This window comes from Gordonia terrae (assembly GCF_051789125.1).
GTDB classification, from domain to species: Bacteria; Actinomycetota; Actinomycetes; order Mycobacteriales; family Mycobacteriaceae; genus Gordonia; species Gordonia terrae_A.
The window spans coordinates 340022-366549 of record NZ_CP196526.1; the positions used below are offsets into that span (position 1 = coordinate 340022).

27 protein-coding genes and 4 tRNA genes are annotated in these 26528 nt (G+C 66.8%); 18 read left to right on the forward strand and 13 right to left on the reverse strand.

The features are described from left to right. Nucleotides 1-11: 11 nt before the first annotated feature. Nucleotides 12-875, reverse strand: a complete 864-nt coding sequence (wzm, locus tag ACSUZC_RS01480; RefSeq protein WP_439031176.1) for a galactan export ABC transporter permease subunit Wzm/RfbD — start codon at nucleotides 873-875, stop codon at nucleotides 12-14. A gap of 127 nt (nucleotides 876-1002) precedes the next feature. Then, nucleotides 1003-1557, reverse strand: coding sequence for a bacterial proteasome activator family protein (locus tag ACSUZC_RS01485; RefSeq protein WP_439031177.1), 555 nt, complete (start codon nucleotides 1555-1557; stop codon nucleotides 1003-1005). A gap of 60 nt (nucleotides 1558-1617) precedes the next feature. Here ACSUZC_RS01485 and ACSUZC_RS01490 point away from each other — a divergent pair, with 60 nt between their 5' ends. Together ACSUZC_RS01490 and ACSUZC_RS01495 are read left to right on the forward strand one after the other, a co-directional pair. Continuing rightward, nucleotides 1618-2814: an aminotransferase class V-fold PLP-dependent enzyme gene (locus ACSUZC_RS01490; protein ID WP_439031178.1), complete on the forward strand. Its 1197-nt coding sequence runs from the start codon at nucleotides 1618-1620 to the stop codon at nucleotides 2812-2814. 149 nt (nucleotides 2815-2963) lie between these two features. Next, nucleotides 2964-3386, forward strand: a complete 423-nt coding sequence (locus ACSUZC_RS01495; RefSeq protein WP_439033237.1) for a MarR family winged helix-turn-helix transcriptional regulator — start codon at nucleotides 2964-2966, stop codon at nucleotides 3384-3386. A 6-nt stretch (nucleotides 3387-3392) separates the two neighbouring features. On the opposite strand, the gene ACSUZC_RS01500 is transcribed toward ACSUZC_RS01495, so the two are convergent. After that, a complete protein-coding gene (locus ACSUZC_RS01500) occupies nucleotides 3393-4364 on the reverse strand; it encodes an NAD(P)H-quinone oxidoreductase (RefSeq protein WP_439031179.1) in 972 nt (323 codons plus the stop codon). 77 nt (nucleotides 4365-4441) lie between these two features. Between ACSUZC_RS01500 and ACSUZC_RS01505 the strand changes: the two genes are divergently transcribed. Together ACSUZC_RS01505 and ACSUZC_RS01510 are read left to right on the forward strand one after the other, a co-directional pair. Then, nucleotides 4442-4529: transfer RNA gene (locus tag ACSUZC_RS01505), tRNA-Ser, on the forward strand. 102 nt (nucleotides 4530-4631) lie between these two features. Then, complete coding sequence (locus ACSUZC_RS01510; protein WP_439031180.1) at nucleotides 4632-5504, forward strand: exodeoxyribonuclease III; 873 nt, start codon at nucleotides 4632-4634, stop codon at nucleotides 5502-5504. A gap of 164 nt (nucleotides 5505-5668) precedes the next feature. Here ACSUZC_RS01510 and ACSUZC_RS01515 read toward each other — a convergent pair whose 3' ends face one another. From ACSUZC_RS01515 to ACSUZC_RS01525, 3 genes are all read right to left on the reverse strand, one after another. Next, a complete protein-coding gene (locus ACSUZC_RS01515; RefSeq protein WP_439031181.1) occupies nucleotides 5669-6469 on the reverse strand; it encodes an ABC transporter permease subunit in 801 nt (266 codons plus the stop codon). Further along, on the reverse strand, nucleotides 6466-7419 hold the full coding sequence (locus ACSUZC_RS01520; protein WP_439031182.1) for an ABC transporter ATP-binding protein: 954 nt from the start codon (nucleotides 7417-7419) through the stop codon (nucleotides 6466-6468). The genes ACSUZC_RS01515 and ACSUZC_RS01520 overlap by 4 nt, the downstream gene beginning before the upstream one ends. Before the next feature lie 121 nt (nucleotides 7420-7540). Then, nucleotides 7541-8629, reverse strand: a complete 1089-nt coding sequence (locus tag ACSUZC_RS01525; RefSeq protein ID WP_439031183.1) for a magnesium transporter CorA family protein — start codon at nucleotides 8627-8629, stop codon at nucleotides 7541-7543. Nucleotides 8630-8781: 152 nt separating this feature from the next. Between ACSUZC_RS01525 and ACSUZC_RS01530 the strand changes: the two genes are divergently transcribed. Continuing rightward, complete coding sequence (locus ACSUZC_RS01530) at nucleotides 8782-10044, forward strand: hypothetical protein (protein WP_439031184.1); 1263 nt, start codon at nucleotides 8782-8784, stop codon at nucleotides 10042-10044. Here the strand turns inward: ACSUZC_RS01530 and ACSUZC_RS01535 are convergent. Further along, the gene (locus tag ACSUZC_RS01535; RefSeq protein WP_439031185.1) at nucleotides 10018-10473 is read right to left on the reverse strand and encodes an acyl-CoA thioesterase; all 456 of its coding nucleotides are present in this window, start codon (nucleotides 10471-10473) and stop codon (nucleotides 10018-10020) included. The genes ACSUZC_RS01530 and ACSUZC_RS01535 overlap by 27 nt on opposite strands. Before the next feature lie 292 nt (nucleotides 10474-10765). Here ACSUZC_RS01535 and ACSUZC_RS01540 point away from each other — a divergent pair, with 292 nt between their 5' ends. Further along, complete coding sequence (locus tag ACSUZC_RS01540) at nucleotides 10766-11743, forward strand: alpha/beta hydrolase (RefSeq protein ID WP_439031186.1); 978 nt, start codon at nucleotides 10766-10768, stop codon at nucleotides 11741-11743. A gap of 14 nt (nucleotides 11744-11757) precedes the next feature. On the opposite strand, the gene hisC is transcribed toward ACSUZC_RS01540, so the two are convergent. Next, on the reverse strand, nucleotides 11758-12825 hold the full coding sequence (gene hisC, locus ACSUZC_RS01545; protein WP_439031187.1) for a histidinol-phosphate transaminase: 1068 nt from the start codon (nucleotides 12823-12825) through the stop codon (nucleotides 11758-11760). Nucleotides 12826-12943: 118 nt separating this feature from the next. Here hisC and ACSUZC_RS01550 point away from each other — a divergent pair. Both ACSUZC_RS01550 and ACSUZC_RS01555 read left to right on the forward strand, forming a co-directional pair. Continuing rightward, nucleotides 12944-13035 (forward strand) — tRNA-Ser (locus ACSUZC_RS01550). 55 nt (nucleotides 13036-13090) lie between these two features. Next, nucleotides 13091-13163: transfer RNA gene (locus ACSUZC_RS01555), tRNA-Arg, on the forward strand. A 62-nt stretch (nucleotides 13164-13225) separates the two neighbouring features. Here the strand turns inward: ACSUZC_RS01555 and helR are convergent. Then, the gene (gene helR / locus ACSUZC_RS01560; RefSeq protein WP_439031188.1) at nucleotides 13226-15376 is read right to left on the reverse strand and encodes an RNA polymerase recycling motor ATPase HelR; all 2151 of its coding nucleotides are present in this window, start codon (nucleotides 15374-15376) and stop codon (nucleotides 13226-13228) included. Nucleotides 15377-15972: 596 nt separating this feature from the next. On the opposite strand from helR, the gene ACSUZC_RS01565 reads away from it, so the two are divergent. After that, nucleotides 15973-16869, forward strand: coding sequence for a hypothetical protein (locus ACSUZC_RS01565; RefSeq protein ID WP_439031189.1), 897 nt, complete (start codon nucleotides 15973-15975; stop codon nucleotides 16867-16869). 61 nt (nucleotides 16870-16930) lie between these two features. Continuing rightward, nucleotides 16931-17584 carry a putative glycolipid-binding domain-containing protein gene (locus ACSUZC_RS01570; RefSeq protein WP_439031190.1) on the forward strand — a complete coding sequence of 218 codons (654 nt, stop codon included), beginning with the start codon at nucleotides 16931-16933 and terminating at the stop codon, nucleotides 17582-17584. A gap of 16 nt (nucleotides 17585-17600) precedes the next feature. On the opposite strand, the gene ACSUZC_RS01575 is transcribed toward ACSUZC_RS01570, so the two are convergent. Beyond that, nucleotides 17601-18575, reverse strand: coding sequence for a prephenate dehydrogenase (locus ACSUZC_RS01575; RefSeq protein ID WP_439031191.1), 975 nt, complete (start codon nucleotides 18573-18575; stop codon nucleotides 17601-17603). Between the two features lie 78 nt (nucleotides 18576-18653). On the opposite strand from ACSUZC_RS01575, the gene ACSUZC_RS01580 reads away from it, so the two are divergent. From ACSUZC_RS01580 to ACSUZC_RS01610, 7 genes are all read left to right on the forward strand, one after another. Further along, nucleotides 18654-19196: a tRNA adenosine deaminase-associated protein gene (locus ACSUZC_RS01580; RefSeq protein ID WP_439031192.1), complete on the forward strand. Its 543-nt coding sequence runs from the start codon at nucleotides 18654-18656 to the stop codon at nucleotides 19194-19196. Nucleotides 19197-19219: 23 nt separating this feature from the next. After that, nucleotides 19220-19684, forward strand: a complete 465-nt coding sequence (locus ACSUZC_RS01585; RefSeq protein ID WP_439031193.1) for a nucleoside deaminase — start codon at nucleotides 19220-19222, stop codon at nucleotides 19682-19684. Nucleotides 19685-19805: 121 nt separating this feature from the next. Continuing rightward, nucleotides 19806-20075 carry a hypothetical protein gene (locus ACSUZC_RS01590; RefSeq protein WP_439031194.1) on the forward strand — a complete coding sequence of 90 codons (270 nt, stop codon included), beginning with the start codon at nucleotides 19806-19808 and terminating at the stop codon, nucleotides 20073-20075. A gap of 150 nt (nucleotides 20076-20225) precedes the next feature. Further along, nucleotides 20226-20435, forward strand: a complete 210-nt coding sequence (locus ACSUZC_RS01595) for a CsbD family protein (protein ID WP_439031195.1) — start codon at nucleotides 20226-20228, stop codon at nucleotides 20433-20435. A 77-nt stretch (nucleotides 20436-20512) separates the two neighbouring features. Beyond that, nucleotides 20513-20603: transfer RNA gene (locus tag ACSUZC_RS01600), tRNA-Ser, on the forward strand. A 316-nt stretch (nucleotides 20604-20919) separates the two neighbouring features. Beyond that, a complete protein-coding gene (locus ACSUZC_RS01605) occupies nucleotides 20920-21132 on the forward strand; it encodes a hypothetical protein (RefSeq protein ID WP_439031196.1) in 213 nt (70 codons plus the stop codon). A gap of 25 nt (nucleotides 21133-21157) precedes the next feature. Continuing rightward, nucleotides 21158-21781: a DUF3558 family protein gene (locus ACSUZC_RS01610; protein ID WP_439031197.1), complete on the forward strand. Its 624-nt coding sequence runs from the start codon at nucleotides 21158-21160 to the stop codon at nucleotides 21779-21781. Nucleotides 21782-22074: 293 nt separating this feature from the next. On the opposite strand, the gene ACSUZC_RS01615 is transcribed toward ACSUZC_RS01610, so the two are convergent. Beyond that, nucleotides 22075-22749 (reverse strand): MspA family porin, encoded by a 675-nt coding sequence (locus tag ACSUZC_RS01615; RefSeq protein WP_439031198.1) that lies wholly within the window; start codon nucleotides 22747-22749, stop codon nucleotides 22075-22077. 61 nt (nucleotides 22750-22810) lie between these two features. Continuing rightward, nucleotides 22811-23479: an MspA family porin gene (locus tag ACSUZC_RS01620; protein WP_439031199.1), complete on the reverse strand. Its 669-nt coding sequence runs from the start codon at nucleotides 23477-23479 to the stop codon at nucleotides 22811-22813. A 198-nt stretch (nucleotides 23480-23677) separates the two neighbouring features. On the opposite strand from ACSUZC_RS01620, the gene ACSUZC_RS01625 reads away from it, so the two are divergent. After that, entirely contained in the window at nucleotides 23678-24370 is a 693-nt protein-coding gene (locus ACSUZC_RS01625; protein ID WP_439031200.1) for an AMP-binding protein, read from the forward strand. On the opposite strand, the gene ACSUZC_RS01630 is transcribed toward ACSUZC_RS01625, so the two are convergent. After that, nucleotides 24353-26317 (reverse strand): sigma factor-like helix-turn-helix DNA-binding protein, encoded by a 1965-nt coding sequence (locus ACSUZC_RS01630; protein ID WP_439031201.1) that lies wholly within the window; start codon nucleotides 26315-26317, stop codon nucleotides 24353-24355. The two genes, ACSUZC_RS01625 and ACSUZC_RS01630, sit on opposite strands and share 18 nt — an antisense overlap. Nucleotides 26318-26528: the final 211 nt, after the last annotated feature.

The window sequence follows — 26528 nt, forward strand, 5'->3', positions numbered from 1 at the left end:
CGATTCCGTCCCTACACCCAGTACGCCACGCGGGCCCGGTAGTTGCGCATCACCAGCATCGCCAGCACCCAGCCGACGGCCGTGCAGCCCAGGACGACGGCCCAGTGATAGAACTCCACCGGCTCGCCGAGCAGCGGCCCACGTGCGATCTCCAGGTAGTGGAACATCGGGTTGAGCTCGACGAGCTTCAGCCGCGACGATGTCTCGCCTGTTGTGTTGCCCAGGCTCTGGGTGGTCCAGATGATCGGTGTCATGAAGAACACCAGCTGCACCACCGTGGTCAGCAGCTGGCCGATGTCGCGGAACCGCGTCGACAGGATGCCGAAGACGATGGTCACCCAGATCGAGTTCAGCACGTAGAGCATCAGTGCCGGGACGATCAGCGTCACAGTCCAGTTGAGCGGCGGCGGGAAGATGACGAACAGCAGGACGATGATGACGACGTTGTGCGCGAAGATGATCAGGGCTCGCCACACGACCCGGTAGACGTGGACGCTCACCGGCGCGGGCAACTGCTTGATGAGGCCTTCGTTCTTGGAGAAGACCTCCGCGCCCTCGAGGATCGAACTCTGGATGAAGTTCCAGAAGATGAATCCGAGGGCGACATACGGCAGGAACACCTTGATGTCCATGCCGAACAGCTCGCCGTAGAGCAAGCCCATCGCCATGGCGGTGACACCCGTCGCGATGACGATCCACAACGGCCCCAGGACCGAGCGGCGGTAACGCTGCTTGATGTCTTGCCAACCGAGGTGGAACCAGAGTTCGCGGCTGCCGAGCCCGTCGCCGAGGTCTTTCACGGCGCGCGCGAAGCTGCGCGAATCGGACCCCTCGGGACGCGCGGGAATCGCGTCGTCGTCTACTACCGCTGACACGAGGAGTCAGCGTACCTGTCGGCTCTTCTGCTGGTTGAGCCGGTGACGAGCGAAGCGACCCCTGCCGGCTGAGCAGGTCGCGAGCACAGCGCGGAACCGTGTCGATGCCACCTGACCCGGCCCGAAGTCAGAGGTACTGCCCGGTGCTGTGTCCCGGTCCGCCACCCGCCGCGGGCATTCCCGGCGGCAGCGCCCCCTGGCGCATCTGCTCGAGCTGGGCGCGCGCGGCCATCTGCTGGGCGAACAGCGCGGTCTGGATGCCGTGGAAGAGCCCCTCGAGCCAGCCGACGAGCTGTGCCTGCGCGATCCGCAGCTCGGCATCCGACGGCGTCCCCTCGTCGGAGAAGGGCAGTGCCAACCGTTCCAGTTCTTCGCGCAGTTCGGGGGCGAGGCCTTCCTCGAGCTCGCGGACCGACGACTGATGGATCTCCCGCAACCGGTTGCGCGACGCCTCGTCGAGCGGAGCCGCCCGCACTTCTTCGAGCAGCTGCTTGATCATCGTGCCGATGCGCATGACCTTGGCGGGCTGTTCCACCATGTCCGCGACGCTCGTCGAGTCCGACGCCTCGTCGCCCGACTGTGGTTCCGCGCCGGCGCCGACGACGATGACGTTCTCGGAGTCGCCGGCGGTGCCGAATGGTCCAGGAGTCGAGCCGGGTCCTTGGGTGCCTTCGATAGCCATGGGGTCCATTGTGCCCGGACACCGCAAAAGCGCCGATGGCCGACGTCTATCCTCGTGCCCATGGCTTTCGAGGTCGCCTATGTGCGTGGATTGATTCCATCGCTCGGCGACGGCTGGATCCACCTCGACCCCCAGGCCGGAATGCAGGTTCCCGATTCGGTCGCGACCGCGGTGACCACCAGTTTCCGGCACCTGGCGGCTGCTCCCGGCGGGGTGTACCCGGCGGCGCGGGCGAGCGCCGAGGTGGCGGACGGTGCGCGACGGGCGATCGCCGATCTGGTGGGCGGAGATGCCGCCGGCGTGTCCCTGGGGCCTTCGCGGTACGCATTGCTGTCGTCGCTGGCCGAGGCGTTGGCGCCGCACGCATGGCTGAGTGGCGACGTGGTGGTGACGAGGCAGGACGACGAACCGAACATCGTGCCCTGGCTGCGGGCCGCGGACCGATACGGCGGACGGGTCCGCTGGGCCGAGGTCGATGTCGAGACCGGTGAGCTCCCGGCCTGGCAGTTCGGTGACCTGATCACCCCGGACACCGAGGTCGTCGCGGTGACCCTCGCCTCGTCGACGACGGGTGCCATCACCGACATCAGCGAGATCGCACCTCTTGCCCGCGCCGCTGGGGCACTGCTCGTCGTCGACGCGACCAATGCCGCGCCCTACCTCAGCCTCGACATCCACGATCTGGGCGCCGACGTTCTGGTGGTGTCGGCCGAACGGTGGGGTGGCCCGCGTATGGCGGCGATGGCCTTTCGCGAACCCCACCTGATCGATCGGTTGAAGCTGATGTCGATGGACCCGGGGGCCAGGGGACCGGCGCGGCTCGAGCCCGAACCCCATCAGGGCGCGATGCTGGCCGGGCTGGTGGCCTCGGTGGAGCATCTGGCGGGACTCGACGAACACGGAATCGGCAAGCGGCGCCGGCGTCTCGTCACATCCATGGACGGCGTCTACGAGTACCTGCAGAGGCTCACCTACTACCTGGTGACCACGCTGTCGCAGCTCAATCACGTGAACCTCGTCGGCACCGAGGAGACCCGCGTGCCGCTGGCGAGCTTCACCGTCGAGTCGGTCGGCGCGGACAAGGTGGTCCGTCGACTCGCCGACAACGGTGTCTGCGCGCTCGCGGATGTACCGAACCGTGCGCTCGCGCGGATGGGGGCGCCCGATTTCGGCGGGGCGGTGACCGTCGGCCTCGCCCCGTATTCGACTCCCTACGAAGTCGACCACCTCGTGCGCACGCTGGGCTCCCTGGCCTGAAAATCGTGCCCGATCCGACGGTCGGGATTCACTATGGTGTTGTTTGAGTTCACGACAATGTATGTTGGCGTGCTGTGTCGGCAAATCTCATCAACGGTCCAGAAAAGGGCCCGCCCCGGTCGCTCACAGTCGCGGAAGCCGAAAGCTGGCTGAACCTCGTCGACGGCGGATGGGCGCTCTTCGCGCGCGTCAACGACGAATTCGCCAAACGCGGTCTCTCCGTCGCGGACCTCCGCATCCTCGAGGCGGTCTGCCGCGCGCGGCAACCAGGCGTCAGCGAGGTCGCCGACGCCGTCCACATGCGGGTGAGCACCGTGTCCCGCATGATCGCCCGACTCAGCAACGACGGCGACATCCAGCGCCTGGAGTCGAAGGCCGACGGACGGCACCGCCTCGTCCGTCTCACCGATCAGGGGCGGCGCACTCTCGCCGATCACGTCAGCATCCGCGATCGGGTGATCCGACAGTTCGTGGTCGACGCGATGAGCCCGGATGAGTTCGCCGCGCTCGGTGTCGCATTCCGCAAGATCCGCGCGGCGGTCGACGCCGCGGAACCGCCTGTCGCCGACTGACCCCGCTCAGTTCTCGACGCTCAGCAGCACCTTCCCGATCACGTCTCCACTGTTGAGGTGGTCGTGCGCGGCCGCGGCGTCGGCGAGCGGGAACACGCGGTCGACGACGGGCACGACCGTCCCGGCCTCGATCAGCGGCCAGGTCCGTGTCAGCGTCGATGCGACGACCTCGGCTTTGCCTCCCGGGCCGTGAACCGGGCGTGCGCGGAGGGTCGTCCCCATCACCGACAGTCGCTTGCTGAGCAGATGTCCGAGGTTGATCTCGGTCTTGGTGCCGCCCTGCATCCCGATGATGACGAGGCGTCCGTCGGTGCGCAGCGCTTTCAGGTTCGACTTCAGGTACTTGGCGCCGATGATGTCGAGGATGACGTCCGCGCCGCCGGCCTCGCTGACGACTTCGGCGAAGTCCTCTGTCGAGTAATCGATGAGGAGGTCGGCGCCGAACTCGCGGCAACGCTCGAGCTTGTCCCGGGTGCGCGCGGTCACCGCGACGCGTGCGCCCATGGCGTGCGCGATCTGGGTGGCGTGCGTGCCGATACCGCTGGACCCGCCGTGGATGAGGAGGAGTTCGCCGGTGGTGAGGTGTGCGGTGTCGAAGATGTTCGACGACACGGTGCACGCCACCTCTGGCAGCGCGGCAGCGGACACGAGGTCGACGCCCTTGGGGACGGCGAGCAGCTGCTCGGCGGGCACGGCCACTTTCTCGGCATAACCGCCGCCGGCCAGGAGAGCGCACACCTCGTCGCCTTCGGACCATCCGGAGACCCCGTCGCCGAGCGCGGAGATTCGTCCCGACACCTCGAGGCCGAGGGTCTCGGACGCCCCGGGCGGGGGCGGGTAGTTGCCCGCGCGCTGCAGGATGTCCGCGCGGTTCACACCGGCGGCGACCACATCGATCACCACCTCACCGGCAGCGGGAGTCGGGTCGGGCACATCGGAGAGGGACAGATTCTCGGATTCGACGACGATGGCTTTCACCCGTTCGATGGTGTCACAGCTCGCACGCGTGCCTCCGGAAGTCCGACGCGGGTCTGCTGTGTACCCTTGCTCGTCAGGGAAGCGTGGCAGAGCGGCCGAATGCACTCGCCTTGAAAGCGAGCGTGGGTAAAACCACCGGGGGTTCAAATCCCTCCGCTTCCGCCAGAGGCCCTCACCTGTTTCCGGGTGGGGGCTTTTTCGTGAAGCTGCTGATCCGCCGCCGCTGACACGGCCTGGGCGGAGGCGAGACCGTGGAAGGCAGGGGTGATGGGCACCGGCGGATTCACCGTTGCGTCGTTCAACGTCAACGGGATCCGGGCCGCGCGGCGTCGTGGATTCGACGCCTGGCTCGCGGAACGGCAGCCCGATGTGGTCGGCCTGCAGGAGTTGCGTTGTGGCGTCGACGATGTCGGCGACTTCGACGGGTATCACGCGTCGATCGACGTCGGCTCCATCGCGGGACGGAACGGCGTCGCGGTGCTGACCAGGAGTGAGCCGGCAGCGGTGCGTACCTGGATGACGCATGCGCCGAAGGCCCGAGGACTGGCCGCCTTCGCTCACGAGGGTCGCTACATCGAGGTCGACCTCTCCGATCGGCCGCTGACCGTCGCGAACATCTACCTGCCCAAGGGCGGGCTACCGGCCGAGTTGCAGCGACCCGGCTCGTTGCGCGAGACGCCCGACGACGGCGCCAAACATGCACGCAAGCAACGCTTCCTGGCCGGGTTCGCCCGTGAGCTGGCTCGCAACCGGCTCGCCGCGCGACGCGCCGGCCGGGAGTTCCTTCTCCTCGGTGACCTCAACGTGGCGCACCTCGAACACGACGTCACCAACTGGCGTGCGGCCCGCAAGATGGAGGGCTTCCTGCCCGAGGAGCGCGCCTGGTTCGGCGAGATCACCGGTCCGCGCCGACTGGTGGACGTGGTCCGCGCACTGCATGGCGATCGTCCCGGACCGCTCACGTGGTGGAGCTGGGCGGGGGAGTCCTTCGTCAAGGACGTCGGGTGGCGCATCGACCACCAACTCGCCTCGCCCGCGCTGGCCCGGCGGGCTCGCGCGGTGGCGGTCGACAAGGAAGCCGCGCCGGACGTCCGGTTGTCCGATCATGCTCCGCTGGTCGTCGAGTACGCCGACCTCTGACACGGGCCTGGAACTCTCGCTCACTCGTTCCGTATCCGCTCACATTTCCCGCGTGAGCGGGAACGGAACGAGTGAGCGGGAACGAATCGAGCGCCTCTGAGCCGGGTCGGCGCTTCGTGCAGGCCCGCCTACCATTCGAAATGGCGCCGGGTCCCCGGCCACACTCAGGCGATGTCCCGCCGGAAGGTCGTGTATCGGCCGATGATCGCGAAAGCCGCGATGTAGACGAGCATGACCGCCGCACCGGCCCACTGCGGCAGCAGGTCGTCGCTGCCACCGCCCATGGTCGCGAAGAAGCTCGACCCGACGAGCGCGTCGGCTGCGGAACCGGGCAGGAACTTCGACACCGATGACGTCACATCGAACGACGCCAGCGCGATGCGGGCAACCGGTTCGACGAGCTGGGTGAACGCCAGCAGGATGACGATGGCCGCAACCTGATTCGACACGAGAGAGCCGAACGCGACACCCATCGCGGTCCACAGCACCATCACCAGCATCGACAACACGATGACCTCGAGGGTCGCACTGTCACCGAGGAAGGCGCCGTCTCCGGCCCCGGCCAGGATCGGCGCCGCAGTCGCAACGACCGCCAGCGTGCCCAGCACGCCGTACAACAGTCCCATCGGGATCCCGGCGATCAGCTTGGCCACCAACAGGATTCCGCGTCGAGGTTCGACCAGGAGACTCGCGGTGATCGTCTTGTGTCGGAACTCGCCGGTGACCGCCAGACTTCCGATCACGAGTGCGAAGACGTACCCGATCGGGCTGGTGAGCGCGTACACCGACCGTGCCAGATCGCCGCCGACAAGCGCGGTCGGTTGCTCGATGGCATCCTCGGTGGTCATCGAAAACGCCAGCGCGGCACCGATGAAACCCAGGTAGGCGACCATCGCGATGAGCAGCACCCACCACATCCGCGTCGACGTGAACTTGCGGTACTCGGCGATCAGTGCGGCCCTCATCGGATATCTCCCGTCGCCGGCCCGGCCAGGGGAGGCCCGGTGAAGGAACTCGTCGGCGCGTCCGACGATCGGGTCAGGTGCAGGAAGACCGCCTCGAGATCGGCGCCCACGTCGGCGAGCTGATGGAGTTCGACCCCCGCTGTGAATGCGGCGGCACCGACAGTGGCCGCGGTGACGCCGTGCACGCGGAAGCCGTCGTGGGTGTCCTCCAGCCGCCACCCACGCTCCGCGGCGAGTGCGGCGAACGATGCGCGCGCCGGAGTGCGCACGGCGACGGCGTGTTCAGCCAGCGCCTCGAAGTCGGCCAGCGTCGACGCGCGGACCAGCTTGCCGTTACCGATCACCACGACGTCGTCGACGGTGCTCCGCACCTCCGCGAGCACGTGACTCGACACCAGCACCGTCCGTCCCTCGTGTGCGAGAGAACGCAGCAGGCCGCGCAGCCACACGATGCCCTGCGGGTCGAGGCCGTTGGCCGGCTCGTCGAGGAGGATGATCCCGGGGTCGCCGAGCAGTGCGGTCGCCAGGCCGAGGCGTTGCCGCATGCCCATCGAGTAACCGCCCACGCGCCGGTCGGCGGCCTGCGACAGGCCGACGAAGTCGAGCACCTCACGACACCGCGATGTCGGCACCCCGACTTGCGGGGCCAGTGCCTTGAGGTGTCCGAGGCCGGTCCGCCCGGGGTGGAAGCTCGACGCCTCCAACGCTGCACCGACGTGCTGCGCGGGTTGCGGGATCTGCCGGAACGGACGGTCGCCGATCAGCGCACGCCCCGCCGTGGGCTCGACCAGCCCCAGCAGCATGCGCAGCGTGGTGGTCTTGCCCGATCCGTTCGGTCCGAGGAATCCGGTGACCCGGCCGGGTGCGACGGTGAACGACAGGTCGTCGACCGCGGTGAGGTCGCCGAACTTCTTGGTGAGTCCGTCGATCGTGATGGCGGGTGACTCCATCGGTGCCTTCCGTCGGTGGTGTGCGCACTCACGCTACCAATGTCGGGCAGTGCCTTCAGGTGATCGGCGCCGGCACTTCGATCATGCTGCGGCACAGCGCTTCAGGATGACGGGCGTGTCGTCAGAGCCAATCGCGACGACGGAACGAAACATACAGTCCTACAACCAGGAAGAGGATCAAGGTGGCGCTGGTGATGAAGCCGGCCGCCTTCTCGAAACCGGGGAACGGCACGTTCTGTCCGTAGAAACCGGTGATGGCCGTGGGGACGGCGATGATTGCCGCCCATGCGGTCAGCTTCTTCATGACCGTGTTCAACCGCGCGTCCGCGAGCGTCAGGTTGGTCTCGAAAACGGTGGTGATCATGTCCCGCAACGATTCCGTCCATTCCGAGGCGCGCAGGGCATGGTCGTAGAGGTCGGAGAAGTGTGGGTCGAGTTCGGGTGGGGCGTGGTTGTCGAACCGTCGCCGTTGGATCCCGGCGATGACCTCGCGCATCGGCAGGACCACGCGGCGCAGCACGACGAGATCCTTGCGCAGGTCGTATGTGCGGCGCTGGAGTTCGCGTCCCGGGATGCGTTCGTCGAACAGCAGGGCCTCGAGGTCCTCGATCTCGTCGTCGAGGCGCTGCACCGCGTCGAAGTGCCCGTCGACGACGACGTCGAGCAGGCCGTGCACCAGCGACCCGATCCCGTATTGCATCGCACCGCTGTCCGACCAGCGCCGGACCACCTCGTCCATGTCCACCGCCGACGTCAGCCGGACGGTGATGAGCGCGTTGTGCTTGACGAAGATCGAGATGCGGTGCAGGTCGAACATCCGCGCGCGACCATGTCCGGAGGCGCGGAACTCGGTGCCCTTCGACGACTCGTCATCGCCGTCCTCGTCGTCATCGGATGCGTCGTCGTCATGGAGTGCGACCGCGTAGACCATGACGAAGGTGTGTCCCGAGTAGGTGACCGTCTTGACACGTTCGGCCGCCGCGACGGTGTCCTCCATCGCGAAGGAGTCGAGTTCGAGCTCTGCGGCGAGTCGCGAGAGGGTGTCGTGCGACGGACATTCGACGTCGGCCCAGATCAAGGTGTCCTCTTTCTCGAGGCACCCCGAGATCGACTCCAGGTCGAACCCGTCCACCGGTTCGCCGTTCTCCCAGATCTGGCCACGCACACGCTCGACGCCACAGGGTTCTGACGAGTCGGTGGGCACTGTCATGTGGTCATCGTGACACCACTCCCCGTGATTCCGCAGGTACGACAGGCGACGAGATCTCGCCCACACCGGGCATGCGAGCGCCGCGGGTAGCATCGGAATCGGTGTCCGCGGACCGGTAGGGGCATCGATTATCCAGGTAAGGCGGCGGTGGCATGGTCGACAACAGCGTTGGTGGGCACCGGATGATGCCTGCCCGCACGAGCGAACAGATCCGCGAGTGGTGCGACCGTTCGGCGATACCGGGCGAGCGCCGCGAACTGTCCGACACCGCGGCACTTCTCATCGCATCCGGCTACCTCACGCCCGGCGGACGCGCCATCGTCGTGCGCCGTATCTCCACCGGGCGACCCATGCCGTCGACGTCGTCGGGCTTCGGAGATCTACGACGACTCCAGCGGGCGATCGTCCAGATCGAGCACCAGCTGTCGAATCCGATGGTCCCGAGCGTGGTCGCGGCGGTGATGCGCAACCGGCTCAACGGCCTGCACCGGCGCCGGGAGGACGCGCGCAAACAGATCGTGTCCGCGAAGGGTGTGTTCGCCTCGGGGACCCGGGCCATTCGTCGCGAGCGTCGGGAGAACGTCTACCTCGAGATCGAGGAACGCGAGCGGTTGTTCGCCGGACTGCTGTGCACCCCGACTCCCAACGTGAACGCCTCGAGCTACGTTCGGAGGGCCGGTACCGCGGCCTTCGACCGGATCGCCGGGATGGTCGGGCAGGTGGCGTCGAAGTCGGGCAACACCCAGGCGGGGCAGTGGGCGGATCAGTTCCTCTTCGGCACACGTGAGACGCGATCGGCGGGCGGCCAGGGCGGCGAGTCCCAACCGGGCGTCCCCCGGGCCGCGAACTTCGTGGACGGTTACGAGACGCTGCTGTACATCACCGGGCACTACTACGACCGCATCCTGAACAACCCGGCCTGGCGGTCGGATCATTTCGAGGTCCAGCGCACCCAGGTCAATCTGCATGCCGAGGTGGCCGAGATCGCCGCCGACGTCATCGCTCTGCGCGCAGTGCGCATCGACCTCGATCGCGCCAAGCGCAACGGCGGCTTCGACCGCACCTTCGCCGCCCAGATCGACAAGCGCGAGACCACGTTGCGGCCGGTGTGGACCGAACTCATCGATCGCGTGCAGGCGCTCAACGAGGTCGCTCACGTCGTCGAGTCCGCGGCGGTGGAGCTCCAGGTCTTGTCGGAGTACAACAAGGCGGCCACGATCGACGACCGCATCGACGCGTTGATCGCGCGGTCGGGTGACCGGGAGATCTCGGTCGACAACGCCAAGCGACTCACCGAACAGGTCCGCAGCGGCGAGGAGCAGCTGCGGATCTACCGGGATGTGTTGCAGGGCAACATCGCCCGCATTTCTCCCGCTGTACCGCGAGAGTTACCCGCCCGCTACGAGCCCTCGTGACCAACTGCTGAGGTAGGTCTTCTCGTCGGCGCTCAGGCGGCGCAGGGTGTGCTTCTCGATGTCGACGACGGCCATCTGCGTGCTCGCCACACAGGCGGGGCGGCTCCCGGGATCGGCGTCGGCGCCGCGGATCTCATATCCGATGGTGAAGTCCACCGAACGGAACTTCTTGATCCACATACCGATTCGCAAGGGCGAATCGTCGTCACGCAGTTGTGCCTGGTAGCGGATGTCGACGTGGACGATCATCGCGCTGGTGATGAGCGGTGCGTACGCCTCGCCCGCGCTCAGCAACCACGCGATCCGCGCCTCCTCCATCAGCGTCACCATCCGGGCGTGGTTGATGTGGCCGAAGGCGTCCATGTCCGACCATCGGACCCCGACCTCCGCGACGAACGCGAAGTCCGACGGCCCCAGCCCCTGGCTCATCGATGCGCCTCCCGGGTGAGCGTTCGGTCGGGTCGACGCAGGTCGGGCCGGTTGCGGTCCAAGGGCTCGCTGCCGGGCTGAACGATTGATGAACTGTGCATGTCGACTTTCTTTCGGCGACACCCGGCGATACGCGGTGTCGCAGTCGTGACCTTCCACTCCGGTGGGCGCCGGGTAGTCTAGGGAGTCTAGATGTCCGCGTCGGACCCATCCGGTCGGCGCGGACTTGCACGTGGTGACACGACGAGGTCCGGGTGCACTCGGGGGGCACTGCCGGTGAGGGAGTAGACGAATGTCGAGGCGATTGATCGCGGGCTTGGTCTGCCTGCTGGTGGGAGCGCTGGCATCCCCTGCGCTCGCCGACGCCGCACCCAAGCAGGTCGCTCGGATCGCCAAGGCCGAGAAGCTGAGCGCCCTGCGCACCGACATCTGGGTCTTCTCCCCGGCGATGAACGAACGCATCAAGCTGTCGGTCCTCACCCCGGTCGGCGGTTCGACGCCGCGTTCCACGGTCTACATGCTCGACGGCGCGGGCGCCGACGGCGAGGTCAGCGACTGGATCACCAAGGGGCGGGCCGGCCGTTTCTTCGCCGACAAGAACGTCAATGTCGTGCTCCCCACCGGCGGCAAGGGCACCTTCTACACCGACTGGCAGAAGAAGGACGCCGCGCTCGGCAAACCGATGTGGGAGACGTTCCTCAGCAAAGAACTCCCACCGCTCATCGACGCGAAGTTCGACGGGAACGGCCGCAATGCCGTCATCGGATTGTCGATGGGCGGGCAGGCAGCTTTCTCGCTCGCCATCCGCCATCCCGAGTTGTACACCGGAGTCGCATCGCTCAGCGGGTGTCCACCCGTGTCGGGTCCGCTCAACGAGGCATACGTCCGCACGACCGTCGGGCGCGACGGCGGCGACGCGACCAACATGTGGGGTCCGTTCGGGTCGGCCGGGTGGCGCGCACACGATCCGAGCCTGCATCTCGACCGGCTGCGCGGGAAGAACATCTTCATCGCCGCCGGTTCCGGCGCGATCGGCCCACTCGACCTGAGGCGCCAGATCGAACCCGAGGAGGGCCCGCGGGAGGTCGTGACGGCGTCGTCGTCGGCGCTGGAACTCGGGGCCTACCGCTGCTCGCTCGAGTTCGCGATTACACTGCGCGCCGCCGGGGTGCCGTACACCGACGGCTTCCGTCTCATCGGCACCCACACCTGGGCCTACTGGGAGCGCGACCTCGGGGTGCTCTGGCCGACCATCGCCCGGGGCCTGTAGGCCGGCCGCAACGCTCAGTTCCGAGGGCCGTCCCAGCTCTCCGCGAACCGCAGGAACGCGTCGTCCTCCTCGGCATGCGTGATGGTCACCCGAACGCCGTCGCCGTCGAACGGACGGACCACGACTCCGGCTTCGACACACGCGCGGGCGAAGTCCATCGTCGCGGCACCCAGGTCGAGCCACACGAAGTTCGCCTGCGAGTTCGGGACCCGGTACCCGGCGGCACGCAGACGTTCGGTGACGCGACCGCGTTCGGCGACGACGGCGTCGGTGCGGGCGAGGAGTTCCTCGCCGGCTTCCAGACTGGCCAGGGCGGCGGCCTGCGCCACACTGTTGACCGAGAACGGGACATGGACCTTGCCGAGGGCGGTGATGACCTCGGGGTCGGCGACCGCGTACCCGACGCGCAGACCCGCGAGGCCGTAGGCCTTGGAGAAGGTCCGCAGGATCACCAGGTTGGGAAACTCACGGCGGAGTTCGAGGGCGTCGTACGTCTGGTTCGACGGCAGCCGCAGGTACTCGAAGTACGCCTCGTCGAGTGCGACGACGATGTCGGACGGTACGCGCGTGAGGAACTCGCGAAGGTCATCGGCCTCGACCACGGTGCCCGTCGGGTTGTTGGGGTTGCACACGAAGATCAGTCGGGTGCGCTCGGTGACGGCGTCGGCCATCGCGCGGAGGTCGTAGGTGAGGTCACCGGTCAGGGGCACCTGCACAGGTGTGGCGCCCGCGACGCGGGTGGCGAGGGGGTAGGTCTCGAAAGACCGCCAGCCGAAGACGACCTCGTCGCCCGGGCCGCTGGTGACGAGAATCAGGTTCTGGCACAGGATGACCGAGCCGCAACCCACCTGCACCTCGTCCTCGGTGACACCGAGTTCCTTGGCGAGGGCGGCGGTGAGCGCGACCATACCGTTGTCGGGGTAGCGGTTGACGGCGGCAGCGGCGGCGCCGATCGCGTCCAGCACGCTGGGCAGCGGGCCCTCGGTCACCTCGTTGCTCGCGAGCTTCACGGCTCCCGGAAACGTCTTGCCCGGTACGTACACGGGAAGGTCGTCCAGATCGGGGCGGATTCGCAAGCTCACCCGACCAATGTAGGCCCCGGTCCGCAACAGGCAAAAAGTGGCTCTGACCAAACGGTTTGCTTGTCAGCGCGCAGGGTGTGTAACCTTTCGACTCGGCAGTTCGAAAGGACTCCGCCGAGGAGGCGTGCCAGAGCGGCCGAATGGGACTCACTGCTAATGAGTTGTCTCGCTAAAACGGGACCGGAGGTTCAAATCCTCTCGCCTCCGCCAGCCGTAGTCGGCCGACCGCGGTACAACTGAACAGCACGACACAATTGAACAGCACGCGCCCGTAGCTCAACGGATAGAGCATCTGACTACGGATCAGAAGGTTTGGGGTTCGAATCCCTACGGGCGCACTCGCAGAAGCCCGCCACCGGTTCACGGTGGCGGGCTTCTTTGCGTGGTATCTATTCGACTCCTACGTGCGAACGATCACCAGCTGCTGGGTCGCGCGTGTCATCGCCACATACCGATCCACCGCGCCTTCGATGCCGGCCCCGAAGGAGTCCGGGTCGACGAGGACGACGAGATCGAATTCGAGGCCCTTCGCGAGAGTGGGAGTCAGGGACCGGACCCGGTCGGTGGTGGGGAAGTCCGGTTCGCCGATGACACAGGCCGTCCCCTCGGGGTGGGTGGACGTCCACTCGTCGACAACGTCGTCGAGCTCGGATCGTCGCCTGTGGGTGACCGGGATTCCGGTGCTCCGCACCGAAGTCGGAACGTTGGCGTCCGGAAGTGCGGCGCGGATGACGGGTGCCGCCGCACCCATGATCTCCTCGGGCGTGCGGTAGTTGATGGTCAGGCCGGTCATGGTGACGTCGTAGAAGCCGACCCGCCGCATCCGCTCTTCCCAGCTCTCGACGAACCCGCGTCGTGCCTGGGCGCGGTCGCCGACCACGGTGAAGCTCTTCGACGGGCAGCGGCTCAGCAGCATCTGCCATTGGGCATCGGTCAGTTCCTGCGCCTCGTCGACGATGATGTGCGCGTACGGGCCGGCGAGACGGTCGGTGTCGGTCGGGTCGTCGATCGTCCCGTCGCCGAGATTGTCGCGGAGGTTCTCGTGCCGGAGCATCGACATCACGCCCTCGCCGTCGTCGTGGACCTCGGCGGCGATCAGATCCTCCACCACTTGGTCGATCCGCTCGCGCCCGGCATCGAGCTCGGCCTGCCTTGTGCGACGTCGTGCTGATGCGTCCGGATCGCCGATCCGCCGCCGCGCGGCGTCGAGGAGAGGAAGGTCGGCGTCGGTCCACGCGCCGGGGTCCTTGCGTTGCAGAGCCGCGGTCTCGGTGGATGACAGCCATGGCGCGCACATACGCAGGTAGGCGGGCACCGACCACAGGTCGCCGACGATCTCGGCGGCGTCGAGTATCGGCCACGCGCGGGAGAATGCTGCCACCAGGTCGACGTTCGCCGCGAGGGCACGCCGCAGCGGACCGTAGGGGACGTCGTCGTCGTGCCGGTCGGCGATGATCGACACCAGCTCTTCCCACACCTCATCGCGACCGTCGTTGTGCGGCGTGCCGCGTTCCGGGGCGTCGAAGGCGTCGGCCCAATCGGTGGGGGTGAGAGTGATTTCCGCCCAGGGGGTTTCGACCCGGAACGGTGTGGTGGGTGGTTGCTCGTAGAACCTGACCGCGGGCTCGATGGCACTCACCATCCGTGCAGAAGACTTCAATCGCGCCACATCATCGTCAACTTCGGTTGTGGCGCAATCACCTTCGGTGACCAGGTCGGCGAGGGTGCAGGTCTGCACGCTCTCCTCGCCGAGGCTCGGCAGTACGTCGGCGACGTAGGCCAGATACGGTCGGTGCGGTCCGACGACGAGCAGTCCGCCACGGTTTCCGGCGAGTCGCGGGTCGGCGTAGACGAGGTAGGCCGCACGATGCAGTGCGACCACCGTCTTTCCCGTACCGGGCCCACCGTCGACGACGAGGGCGCCGTGTGACCCGGCACGGATGATCGTGTCCTGGTCGGCGGAAATGGTGCCCAACACATCCCGCATCCGCGGTGAGCGGCTGGCGCCGAGGTCGGCGATGAAGGCCGATTGGTCGTCGAGCGCCGCATGCTGCGCGAGAACAGCCGGGTCGTCGACGAACACCTCGTCCCAGTAGTCGGTGATCCGGCCGTGGGTCCAGCGGTAGCGGCGTCGACTGACGAGTCCCATCGGGTCCCGGTGAGTCGCGGCGAAGAACGGCGCGGCGAGCGGTGTCCGCCAGTCGATGAGCAGCGTCTCGCCCTGCGCATCGGTGAGACCGAGCCGTCCGATGTAGACGATCTCGCCGTTGTCGCCGACCAGTCGTCCCAGGCACACGTCGAGCCGGAACCGGCGCAGGGTGCGGATCCGTGAATTCAGGGAATGGATCTCCAAGTCCCGGTCGACAGCTCGCCGGCCTTTGCCACCCGCGGCTCGGCGCAGCTCGTCGAGTCTGCTCTCGGCATGGTCGAGCGAGTTGCGGAGATTGGCGGCGATCGAAGTGAAATGCGCTGTGTCGTCGGCGATGAGGCCGGGGTCGTTCTTGGCGGTCAGGTGCTCGGGCAGGTCGAAGACCCGGTCGGCATGGGGCATCGGGTCGAGACGTGGGGTCGAAGAGGGGATCGAGGACGGCACAGATGAAGCTCCGTATCGGCAGGCGGCAGGGGACTCTCGGCAGGTGAGACAGCGATTCTGCACCGTTCAGGGGGCCTTGCGGCAAGCCCCCGTCCAGGGCTTATGGTGAAAGGGGATCAGAGAGCGTCACTCGCAGGTGAACCGGACCCTGATGTCACTTGTGCCGTTGCACGGCCGAAGTATTGCGGGCGGCTGCCCAGTATGTGAAAGTACTTTCAGTTCACGACAGTGAACTTCGATCGGTGGGGCTTGTCAGGGGGCTGCCGCCCCCGTGTATCGGGGGTGGGGCGGCAGCGCGGCCACGCGGAACCCTGGTCACTCGGTGCCGAACTTCGCCCCATGAGGTCTGTTGCTGTGCAGCCGATCCCGGAGTCATCTCGGAGTCCGGTGGTCGAATCAGCCCGATCTGATCGTCGGGTGGTCGCTCGCCGGAGGTCCGAGAGTCACCAGCGCGGGTCATTCACCCAACCGGTTCGTGTAGGCGTCCTATCGCCGCGGTCCTGCGGCTTCATCGTCGTGCGTGGGTGCGGTCGCTGCGACGCGCCGTAAGGTCGATGGGGAGGACTGACGACGCGACCGCCTCCCGGGACGTACCCGGGGCTCCCGACGTCGTCGACGACGACAGAGATCTCGACCGGAGGCCGACGATGGGACAGCCGTACGGCGGGCCGAACCCGGGTGTCACTGAACCGCGGCGCACCGACGGTCCGCACGGACCGACCCGAATCGCGCAGGGGTACGCCGGCGGCCCGTACGACGCCTACGGACAGCCCGAGTCGTCGCGGCTGTATCCGCCACTCGGCTACGCCGCCGACGGCACGCCGATGTTCCGTCCCGGCCAGCCGACGAACACGGAGCTGAACGCCGCCGAGCGCGCTGAGCGAGCCGAGCAGCATCGGGCCGCCGCTGCCGCGCGAGAGGCGGAGGCATCGAGCGCCGGCTCCACCTCCGGCTTGCCGAAGCTGTCCACCGCAACACTGATGCTGTCCCTCGGGATGGTGGTCTTGGTGGTGATCGCGGTGCTCGGTTTCGCCGGACTTCGTGGCTCGGAACCCGACGAAGTCGTCGCCGACCCGCCCCTCATCACCGACACGATGCCGATCCCGCGCACCTTCGAACCGCCGAGCCTGACCCCGCAAGACCCGGGTGGCAACCTCCCCGGCGGGCCCGGCGAGCGGATCGATCCACAGAACAAGCCGGTGACGTACGAGGTCACGATCGACGGGCAGGCCACGATCCTCTACGTCGACGATGCGGGGTTGCGATCGGATTTCGCGCCGAGGAATCCATGGACCGTCGAGTTCACCGGGGGAATGAACCCGCTGCGTCTCCTGGTGATCGCGGGCACGGGCAGCACTGTGAGTTGCTCCATCACCGTCGACGGCGAGGTGGTCGTGGAAGACACGGTGACCCCGACGTCGTCTCGTCGAACGGCGTCCTGCATCGCCTGATGTTCGGCATTTCGTTCCCTCGGATTCGGCGTGTCACCGGGATGACCTGCTCGTCCGATGTGTGATCGGCGGCCCGGCTCGCTACCTTGGTCACGTGAGTTCTCCGCAATCAGCCCCAGACAGCGGGCAGACCTCCGCCGCCAACGACGAGTTCAAGACGATGCTCACGTGGCGCGGCGAAGACACCGATCGACTCGAGCAGGTCCGCCTGGTCGTGTCCGGCACCCGACTCAAGGCGTACGGCCGGATCATCGCCGCCGCGACCGCCGACCACGAGGCGTTCTCGGCGTCGTATGAGTTGCAGACCACCGATGCCGGTGTCGTCAAGCGCCTGACGGTGCACCTGGTGCGTGCGGACGGGGAGACCCAGTTCGGCATCACCCGTGATGACGAGGGCACGTGGTTGATCCGCCGCCCGGACGGGGAGACCACCCGATCGGACTTCGACGGTGCGCAGGACGTCGAGCTTGCCCTGTCACCCATGTTCAATTCCCTGCCGATCCGTCGCGGCGATGTCTCGGCCGCGTCGGCCAAGGCCGTCGAGGTCCCGGTCGCCTACATGTATCTGCCGAGTGGTGAGGTGAAGTCGGCGACGATGTCCTACACCGCGGTTCAGGGCGGTTTCGAGGTCGTGTCGCCGCTGGCGACCACCACCATCACCGTCGACGACAACGGGTTCGTCGTCGACTATCCGGGTCTCGCGCGCCGGGTCTGAGGAGCCGCTCGCTACCTCACCCCACCCACACCCGACCCTGGTGGGCCTGTCGACGCAGTTCTTGCTGCCAGCCTCCGTCGCCGATCTCGACACCAGAGATGACCTCGGCGGTGCCGGAATGCAACTGCTCGTAGGCCGACCGTGCGCGGTGCCCGTCGTCGATGAGTACCTCGACGGTTCCGGAATCGCGTAGCTCGTCGCGCGCGGCAACGAGTCGGTCGATGGTCTCGCTGAGAACGTTGAGCACGGCGATGCCGTTCGCCTCGATCATCGCGCGCTGCAGATCGGGTGCGGTGCCGGCGACCCGGGTTCCGTCTCGGAAGCTGCCTGCGGCCAGGCGCAGCGCGAGGCCGCTCTCGCCTGCGCCGACAGCAGCGGTCACCGCGGCGGTGAGGTGGGGTAGGTGCGAGATCGCGGCTGCGGCGCGGTCATGCGCGTCCGGCGCGACGGGTACCACCCGCGAGCCGACCGCCACCGCAAGCGATGCGACCGGTAACCAGTCCGCCGCACGGGTCTCGTCGGTGGTGGTCACCGCCCACATCGCACCGTCGAAGAGCGTGGCGTCGGTCGCCGACCACCCGGAGCGGTTCGTTCCCGCCATCGGATGTCCGCCGACGTACCGTCCGTTCGGGTGCAGCCGGCCGATCACCCGCTCCACTTCCTGCTTGACGCTGATGACGTCTGTTAGCAGGACGTTCGGCGCGTGTTCGGCGATGGCGGTCACCAGCGGCTCGATCGTCGTCACCGGGGTCGCGAGCACCAGCAGTGCGTCCGAGATGGCTGCACGTTCAAGTGTGGCAACGAGATTCGACGACGCGTCGTAACCGTCCCGGGTGGCGGCGTCGACGGTGGCAGCGGATCGGTTGTAGCCGAACGCTTCGTGCCCGGCGTCGTGCAGCGCGCGTAGCAGCGACCCGCCGATCAGACCGAGACCCAGCACGCACACCGGTTTCGCGAGGACGGGGGAGTTGGATGACGGGTCGGCAGTCACCCTGACACGTTCCCACACCGGTCGGGACCGGTGAACCGGGACTTGGGAGTACAGGTGATAGGGGCTACGGTTTGCTGCATGGCCGGTGCCGGATTTGGGAAGTCGGGGTCGAACGCGCAGGACGCGGACGACGACATCGACGGTTTTGCCGTGGCGGTGGTCCGCGACGAGGGCGGGTGGAAGGTGTCGGCGCTCAAGCCGTCCGCCCTGACCGATCTCGAAGACGCCGAGACGCAATTGCGTGAGCTGCGTTCGGCTGGCGCCGTGTTCGGACTGCTCGACGTCGACGACGAGTTCTTCGTCATCATCCGCCCCGCCCCGTCGGGCGCTCATCTGCTGTTGTCCGACGCCACCGCCTCGGTGGACTACGACATCGCCGTCGACGTCCTCGACGCGCTGAACGTCGAGGTGCCGGACATCGACCCGGACGAACTCGATCAGATCGACCCGTGGGAAGAGGGAGACCTCGGCGTGCTCGCCGATCTGGGTCTGCCCGACGCGGTCATGAGCATCATCGTCGGGGACACCGATCTGTACGCCGACGAGCAGCTCGGGATGATCGCGGCCCGACTGGGCTTCGCGGACGAGCTGGGTAAGGTCCTCGACTCGCTCGGCCACTGACCGGGTACGTCGGCAACCACCCGATGAGTTCGCGCCGCTGGGAATCGATGATCCGTTCCGCGCTCGATGCGGCGGCGCTCTCCGGATCCGACGACGTCCCCATCGGGGCTGTCGTGTTCGACCCCGAGGGAGTCGAGCTCGCGCGGGCGGCCAACCGTCGTGAAGCCGACGGGGACCCGACCGCCCACGCCGAAGTGCTCGCGCTGCGCGCCGCGGCCCGGGCCTTCGGTGACGGCTGGCGATTGCCGGGTTGCACCATCGCGGTCACGGTCGAGCCGTGCACGATGTGCGCCGGGGCCATCACCCTGGCCAGGGTGGAGGCCCTCGTGTTCGGCGCCTGGGAGCCCAAGACGGGCGCTGTGGGCTCGTTGTGGGACGTCGTACGCGATCCCCGGCTCTCGCATCGGCCGCAGGTGAAGGGCGGCGTGCTCGAGGACGAATGTCGCGCCCTGATGGTCGACTTCTTCGCGGCACGCCGCGACCACTGACCCACACCCTCGGGGTCGGTGGCGCTGAAGATCGGTGAGATCTCAGGGTCCTGACCGATGGTCGGCGTCGGGCCGCTCTGGCAGATTGGAGTCGAGAGTCCCCGACCTGCGAGGAGCAGTCATGACCGAACCCGCCGACAAGGTGAGCGCCGCCTTCGACACCGCCAAGACCAAGATCAACGAGTTCGCCGAGAGCGGCAAGGTGCAGGAAGCACTGGGGACCGCCCGCGACAAGATCGACGAGTTCGTGGAGAGCAAGCAGGTCCAGGACGCCCTCGGTACCGCCAAGGACAAGCTGAACGAGCTGGCCGAGAACGAGAAGGTCCAAGAGGCGTTCAGCACGGCCAAGGACAAGATCAACGAGGTGTCCCAGAAGTTCAACAGCCGCTGACCTGCGGTTCTGCAGACCCATACGGTCTGTGGCACGGTGGGAAACAGGAGTCAGCTCCTGAGCGGCGGCGGTGGCGTCGAGCCATGGCGCGACGAACGTCGCCGAGCACTTCCACTCGGCCGATGGGCCGAACCCTAACGAGGAGGCTTCATGGGAACCACTGACGACGCACAGAACAAGGCCGAAGAGCTCAAGGGCCGCGGCAAGGAAGCCGCCGGCAGCCTCACCGACAACGACGACCTCAAGAACGAGGGCAAGGGCGATCAGGCGCAGGCCCAGGGCAAGCAGAAGATCGCCGACGCCGCCGACGCCGTCAAGGGCAAGGTCGACGACGTCAAGAACAAGCTGACCGGCCACTAGAGTCTCGCTGCACCCGATACGGCCACTCTGACCAGGCAATTTAAGCCTGACCGACTGACTGCGGTACAGTCTTCGGCGGTGGCGTGTCCGAGCGGCCGAAGGTGCAGCACTCGAAATGCTGTGTGCGGTAACCCCGTACCGAGGGTTCAAATCCCTCCGCCACCGCCAGAGAATGGCCTCCCGTCTTCGCAGACGGGAGGCCATTGTCGTATCTGGAGTCCACCCCGGGCTGATACACAGCGAGCGCTCGGCTGGCGACGATCACCGCACGACGGGTTAGTCTGTTCCCCGATGTGGCTGGGGAGCCACCACGAGCGCGCGAGGGGGAGCAGTGACCGCACCGTACCCGGACCAATCGTTACCCGGCCCCGCCCCGACCCCGATCCCACCCGCCCGCGCCTACGTCCTCCGCTCGGAGCGCACCCAATGGGAACGTCGCGCGGCTGTGGCTGGGGATGCGGCGGAGTCGCTTCGAACAGCCGCGATGGATCTTCAGGCAGTCCTCGACGGCAACTATTTCGGCCACTGCGTGGAGGGGGACGGCCTCTACGAGGCGCTGCGCTTTTCAGTGCGGGCGTTGGTGGAGACCGTTGAACAGCAATCGGATAGCGCGGAGGAGCTAGCGCGAAAGTGTCACACCGCGCTAAGAGCGCTAGCGGACGCCGATCTTTCTGGCGCCAAAGGTATCGAGATCTGAAATCGTGCCTCTTACGCGAAGCTCTATGCTGCTTGCAGCAGCCGTGGTCGGCTTGTCTGCTACTGGATGCGCAGTTGAAGGGCAACCTGTTGCGAACCGAGACCCCTTGATTCCTGCCTCCTCGTCGTCAGTGCCAGTTCGTCAAACCGATGCATCGGGGAACGTACTGCCGTTTGCTACAAATTTCCCGAATCGCTGGAATGCTAACAACGACGGCACGAGTTACGAATCCTGCACTGCTGTGACTGGTGAGACTTTGAGAGCAAACGGTCTCGATGAACGGTCTGTTGCTGACGTGGCCAAATCAGACCGCCAGACGGCTCGTGGTTGTTCATGGAAGGCGGCCGGCGAACCACGCATAATTGCAGAGCAGTTCGTTGCGAATCTTCTTCCAGGCGAGTTTGATCTGACCGGTTATAAAGGGCGGAACGCTGCTGGAATGCAGTGGCTCGCGGATACTTCGATAGATGGCCGCAGAGTCGCAATTGGATCGATGACCAAGTATCGTTGCGCGACCTACCTTGTTTCCGGGAAAGCGGTAGTAGTAACTGCGGTCAACGACTATACAAAGCGCGGAACCAACACCGCAGCGATATGTCAGCGGGCACTAAGCTTCACTCGGTCCGTTGTGGACGAAATTCCCCGCTAGGTAGAGTTGTGTTCCTCAGTCTCCGTGATTCATCCGCAGTTCCTGTCCTGACAATGGAGTCGGCCTGAACCGTGCGGTGAACAACACTGCGTCGCACTGTGCCCGCCACACAACCACTGGCCACGCCAAGGCGTGACCAGTGGTTGTTGTGAGAGGGTCGAAACGACCCGTCACCCCTGGCTGGGGCTTCCCCCGGGGGTAACGATTCTTGGGTAGGTGATCGCCCAATCGCGTTGCGTTTCAATCCGGAAGCCGGGAAATACACGCAACGTGATCAGTAGGCGAACTCCCCGTCAGCCGAGGCTGAAGGGCTTGCCCCACAGGGTGACGCTCTGCGTCGCGCGCTCGGTGGCGATGCTGATCTTGGCGTACGACCGTGCCTGGGCGTAGCCGGCGCAACCGTTCACCATCATGGTCTCGTTGGTGTAGGCGAGAGTGCCCTTGCCGCCGGTGAAGCTGATCGAAGAGGAGTGTCCCGCGGCGCCGAAGGCGTCCTTGTACTCGCGGTCGTTGATCACGTAGTTGGCTGCCTGGCCCGGTCCGATGGTCACTCCGGCGCCGGTTTCGGCGGTGACGGTGGCGCTCTGCAGGTCGTACTGCGGTGCGGTGCCGCCGCCCTTGGTGGTGGAATTGCCGCCGAGGGTGAGCTGGCAACCGACGACGTATCCGGCGGCGACGCCGAGCTGCGCGGCCGGATCGGAGCTCGACACCGTGTATTTGCCTGAGACCCAGGCATTCCGGTGCAGAGGCGTACCGCCCATCGACGGGTTCACGCGTGCGGACTCGTTGGAGCGGGTGATGGTGACGGTCGTGCCGTCGGCGAGCTTCTTCGTCAGTGTCTGCCCCGGCAGCTTGGTCGTCGTGTCGGCGTCTGCGGTGGCGCCGACCGTCAGGGGGAACAGTGTCGCGCAGGCGACCGCGGTTCCGGCGAGGGTGGCGCGTCGGAGTCGTTGTCCGGTGATGGTCATGAGAGCCTCGATTCGGCGAATGTAATTGTGATGCAACGGTTGTGGGAAGGAAACGGCGATATCAGCCGATCGAGAACGGCTTGCCGTAGAGATTCACCTTCTGATGCACCTCGCCGGTCGTCTCGATCGTGGTGAACGCGCGTGCCTGCGCATACCCGCCACAGTTCTGGACATCGATCTGGGCATCGTCGTAGCCGAGGTGGTAGGTGCCGGGCTTCTCGATGTTCTTGCTGGTCAGCACCACGAATGTCACGTCACCGGCGGCCAGTGGGACGGTCAGGCTGCCCGACACCGTCGGAGCGGTGGGAGTGATCGTTCCGGACAGCCCACCTTGCAGGCCCTTGATGTTCACCTGGCACCCGACGATGTAGCCGGTCGACAGGGTTGCGGCCGCGCCGTTGGTCGCGGTGCCGTTGCTGCCCGGCAGCGTGGTTTCACCGGCGGCACCGGCACTCGGACCGGCCTTGGCGGGCTTCAGGTGGGGTGCGTACAGGGTGATCTGGCCGCTGACCCAGGTCGTGCGTGACACGCCGTTGGCGGCCATCGACGCCGAGACGCGTGCGCTCTCGTCGGACCGGACGATGCGGATGCCCTCGCCGGTGGCGGTGCCGTCCGGAAGTCGGACGAAGGCGTCCGCCCCGGCCGACGCGGCGCCGGCAAGCAGTGCGGCCGACACCGATCCGCCGATGAGTGCGGACAATCCGACGGCCCGCAGGGTTCGTTGTGTCATCTCTCGTGCTCTCCTCGTTCTTCTCGTCGACGCCGGAAGTCGCGTCACGCGTCGAAGTTGAACGCGGCCGTCGCCGCTACCTGAGCGGTGCGTCGACATGGCCAGCGCGAGCTGAACGTACCCTAAACGGGAGATTAGTGAAAAGCTAAGTAGAGCGGGTTGACAAGTTTGGGTGAGGTAAAGGTAACCTAACTCGGCGTGAGACCTCCGGTAGCACCACCCTCGTTGCTCGATGAGGCGCAGCGCACCCACGGACTCCGCGCGGCAGTGCATGCAGGTGACGCCGTCATCGACTTCGAGCGCTTCGCCGAGTCGGCCGGGTGGATGTCAGGCGAGCTACGAATGTGCGGTCTGGAACCGGGCATTCGAGTCGGCCTGGCGATCCGCACCGGCTGGGAGTTCGTCCTCGCGTGGCACTCGCTCGTCGACCTCGGCGCGGTGGTCGTTCCGATCGACCTGTCGACATCGACGGTGACGGAGGTCATCCGAGACCTCGAGATCGGTTTCTTGCTCGCCCACGCCGACCACGGGACGACTCTGGAAGACATCGTCGAAGCCGTTGTGCCCGCGGACGCGTTCTATCCGTTCTACGACGTCGCCGACGGCTTCACCCTTGTCGACCTCGGGAGTCGAGCGCACCTTGCCCCGGTGGGCGGGCTCGTCTCCGACCACTCCGCCGGTAGCGTCGAACCCATAGCGGACCTGCTGCGTGAGGCGCGTGACATCGTGCGCGCCGGGAGGATTCGTCGGGGCACACGCGTTCCGATCCGGGGGACACTCGACAGTCGCGAGACGATGATCGTCATCATGGCCTGCGCGGCGGCGGGCGCGTGTGTCTGCGTCGACGCCCCGTTCGGCGCGCCCTCGTGGACGCTATCCGCCGCGTCGTGAGGAGGACTGCCACTTCTCGACGAGCTCGAGCAGAGTGGTGTCCTTTCGGAGCCGCAATTGCTCGATGACCGCTTCGATTCCCGAACCATCTGGCAACCAGAGAGATTCGATCAGAACGTCGGCGATCTCGGACCGCGTCACCCGTTGCGGCCTACGGCCGAGCTGATCGAGGATGGCCGCGGCGATCGAGCGGCTCCGGGTGCCTGCGCGTCGGACGTCGAATCGATTCGGCGCGAAGTCGAGGAACACCGGGTCGCCGTCGGCGAGGCCCATGTCGGCGACGAACCGGTTGATCGAGCCCGATCGTGCTTGCACAGAAGCCCATACGAACGACTGCGGCCCGAGCCGTGAGTCGAGAGTCACGGGCGTTCCGGGTCGGACGCCGATGAGACCGGCGAGCGCACTGGGGATGTTGAAGTTCGATCCGCGGACCTGCGCGCCGGTGATGGTCGTCGCCCAGTGGGTCGTCTCGCCGTCGCGGAACAATCCTCGCGTCCGCGCCGGGGTCTTGCGGGGACGGAAGGGGCGTTCGCGTCGGCTGACAACTCCGTTCGAGGTCATGAACTCGCCTGCGCCCGCGTACGCCCGGATGCTGGCGGCGCTCACGTCGTAGCGGTTGCGGATGACTGCGACGATGTCGTCGAGCGGAACCCGTCCACCTCGGGCGTCGACGATCTTGCCGATCTGGACATGAACCGGTTCGTAGCGGGTCCCGCCCCATCGAACGAGCCCGTAATGGGTGCGATCGGTCTTGATGATCCGCGGGTCGGCGACGAGGGCGTTGCGAATGCTGGCGTCTGCGCGAGGAAATGCCGTGAGTGCCGCGCTGATCTGGTCGAAATCCTGTGGTTCATCAGCGATAGCGAGAACAGCTGCGACGAGATCGCCGGTCGACGCGGTCGCGGCGATGGCGTGATCGTCGAGCAATGCGAAGCCCGTGCGCTTCAACCAGTGTCGTGTCGCATCGCGGGTGAGGCCGAGCTGCGCAGCGACGCGGTGCACCGGGGCGGCCCCTTCGGGTGAGGCCGCGTCGCCCACGACGGAACGCGTTGTCTCGGCCACCGACCGCAACGAGCCCCGGATGATCCATTCGTCGGTTGCGCGGAGTCCGGCCGCAACGGCGGCGAGCCGCCAGAACTCGGCGCCGGTGTCGCCCACCGGGGTGCTCGCCAACGGAACGGCGTGACAGATGCCTTCTGCGTCGGTCACGGGCGTCGCACGGTCGGTGATGGCCCGGGCGAGGTCCGCCAGACCCGGACTCGCCTCGACGAGATGACGGATGCGCGCGCGCATCGCTCGGTCGATCTGGGTCACCCGCTCCCGGGATGTCCCGATGATGTCGGCCAACTCCGACTGGGTGCTCGGACGCGCCGCGAGCACACGGTCGCCGAGCACGAGGCGCTCGCGACCGTTCAGTGACTCCACGAAATCGCTGACCGCCGCAGTCGCCTGCGCGTCCACCCCCGGACGGTCGGTCAGCGCGGACAGTCGGACGAAGGCCTCGATCGTCTCGTGTATCGCCGACGCGCCGACGCCTTCCGCCATCACACCGATCGGTGAGTGGGTGAGCAGGCTCTCCATGTCGCCGATGGTGCGAGTCAGCGCTTTTCGTGTGTCCGAGCCGGCGGGCAGGTCGTCGATCCGAAGGTCGGGCGACACGACGGGGAAGTCGAGACTCAACCGCCTGTCGGATCGATCCCGGAGATATCGATCGGCGACGCGTTCACAGAACCTGTCGAGTCCCGCGGGATCGATGGTGCGTGCAGGCGACGACTCGATCCAGCTGTTGCCGCTCACGTCGCCGTCGGCAGCGACGAGGTCGACGGAGATCGCCGGACCGGAACGATAACCGTTCAGCCATGGGAGCAGCGCCCGCCATGGCGCCACCGAGAGGTCCGCGCGTTCGATGCCCTCGGACGACGAACTCTGGTGCGAGGACGAAGTCATCGGTGGCGTTTCCTCGGTGAGTGACGACGAAAGTCGGTGGTGGAGCGCGGATCGGGTCCTGGCGCGGGGCTCACCCCAGGTTACTCGGCAGCATCGTCGTCGGCGCCACATTGATCCCCCGGACCGAGTGCGACGTTGACGCCCGCCGTGCGGTCGACGATCCTGGGGCGATGCGGAAACCGCGGATGTCCGACTCCGGCGCGGCGTCGCG

Coding starts and splice junctions, on each gene's coding strand:
- ACSUZC_RS01485 (WP_439031177.1), bottom strand. CDS start 1,557: ATGGCTATCGAAGGCACCCAAGGACCCGGCTCGACTCCTGGACCATTC.
- ACSUZC_RS01490 (WP_439031178.1), top strand. CDS start 1,618: ATGGCTTTCGAGGTCGCCTATGTGCGTGGATTGATTCCATCGCTCGGC.
- ACSUZC_RS01510 (WP_439031180.1), top strand. CDS start 4,632: ATGGGCACCGGCGGATTCACCGTTGCGTCGTTCAACGTCAACGGGATC.
- ACSUZC_RS01515 (WP_439031181.1), bottom strand. CDS start 6,469: ATGAGGGCCGCACTGATCGCCGAGTACCGCAAGTTCACGTCGACGCGG.
- ACSUZC_RS01520 (WP_439031182.1), bottom strand. CDS start 7,419: ATGGAGTCACCCGCCATCACGATCGACGGACTCACCAAGAAGTTCGGC.
- ACSUZC_RS01525 (WP_439031183.1), bottom strand. CDS start 8,629: ATGACAGTGCCCACCGACTCGTCAGAACCCTGTGGCGTCGAGCGTGTG.
- ACSUZC_RS01530 (WP_439031184.1), top strand. CDS start 8,782: ATGGTCGACAACAGCGTTGGTGGGCACCGGATGATGCCTGCCCGCACG.
- ACSUZC_RS01535 (WP_439031185.1), bottom strand. CDS start 10,473: ATGAGCCAGGGGCTGGGGCCGTCGGACTTCGCGTTCGTCGCGGAGGTC.
- ACSUZC_RS01540 (WP_439031186.1), top strand. CDS start 10,766: ATGTCGAGGCGATTGATCGCGGGCTTGGTCTGCCTGCTGGTGGGAGCG.
- helR (WP_439031188.1), bottom strand. CDS start 15,376: ATGCCCCATGCCGACCGGGTCTTCGACCTGCCCGAGCACCTGACCGCC.
- ACSUZC_RS01565 (WP_439031189.1), top strand. CDS start 15,973: ATGGGGAGGACTGACGACGCGACCGCCTCCCGGGACGTACCCGGGGCT.
- ACSUZC_RS01580 (WP_439031192.1), top strand. CDS start 18,654: ATGGCCGGTGCCGGATTTGGGAAGTCGGGGTCGAACGCGCAGGACGCG.
- ACSUZC_RS01585 (WP_439031193.1), top strand. CDS start 19,220: ATGAGTTCGCGCCGCTGGGAATCGATGATCCGTTCCGCGCTCGATGCG.
- ACSUZC_RS01590 (WP_439031194.1), top strand. CDS start 19,806: ATGACCGAACCCGCCGACAAGGTGAGCGCCGCCTTCGACACCGCCAAG.
- ACSUZC_RS01595 (WP_439031195.1), top strand. CDS start 20,226: ATGGGAACCACTGACGACGCACAGAACAAGGCCGAAGAGCTCAAGGGC.
- ACSUZC_RS01605 (WP_439031196.1), top strand. CDS start 20,920: ATGGATCTTCAGGCAGTCCTCGACGGCAACTATTTCGGCCACTGCGTG.
- ACSUZC_RS01610 (WP_439031197.1), top strand. CDS start 21,158: ATGCTGCTTGCAGCAGCCGTGGTCGGCTTGTCTGCTACTGGATGCGCA.
- ACSUZC_RS01615 (WP_439031198.1), bottom strand. CDS start 22,749: ATGACCATCACCGGACAACGACTCCGACGCGCCACCCTCGCCGGAACC.
- ACSUZC_RS01620 (WP_439031199.1), bottom strand. CDS start 23,479: ATGACACAACGAACCCTGCGGGCCGTCGGATTGTCCGCACTCATCGGC.
- ACSUZC_RS01630 (WP_439031201.1), bottom strand. CDS start 26,317: ATGACTTCGTCCTCGCACCAGAGTTCGTCGTCCGAGGGCATCGAACGC.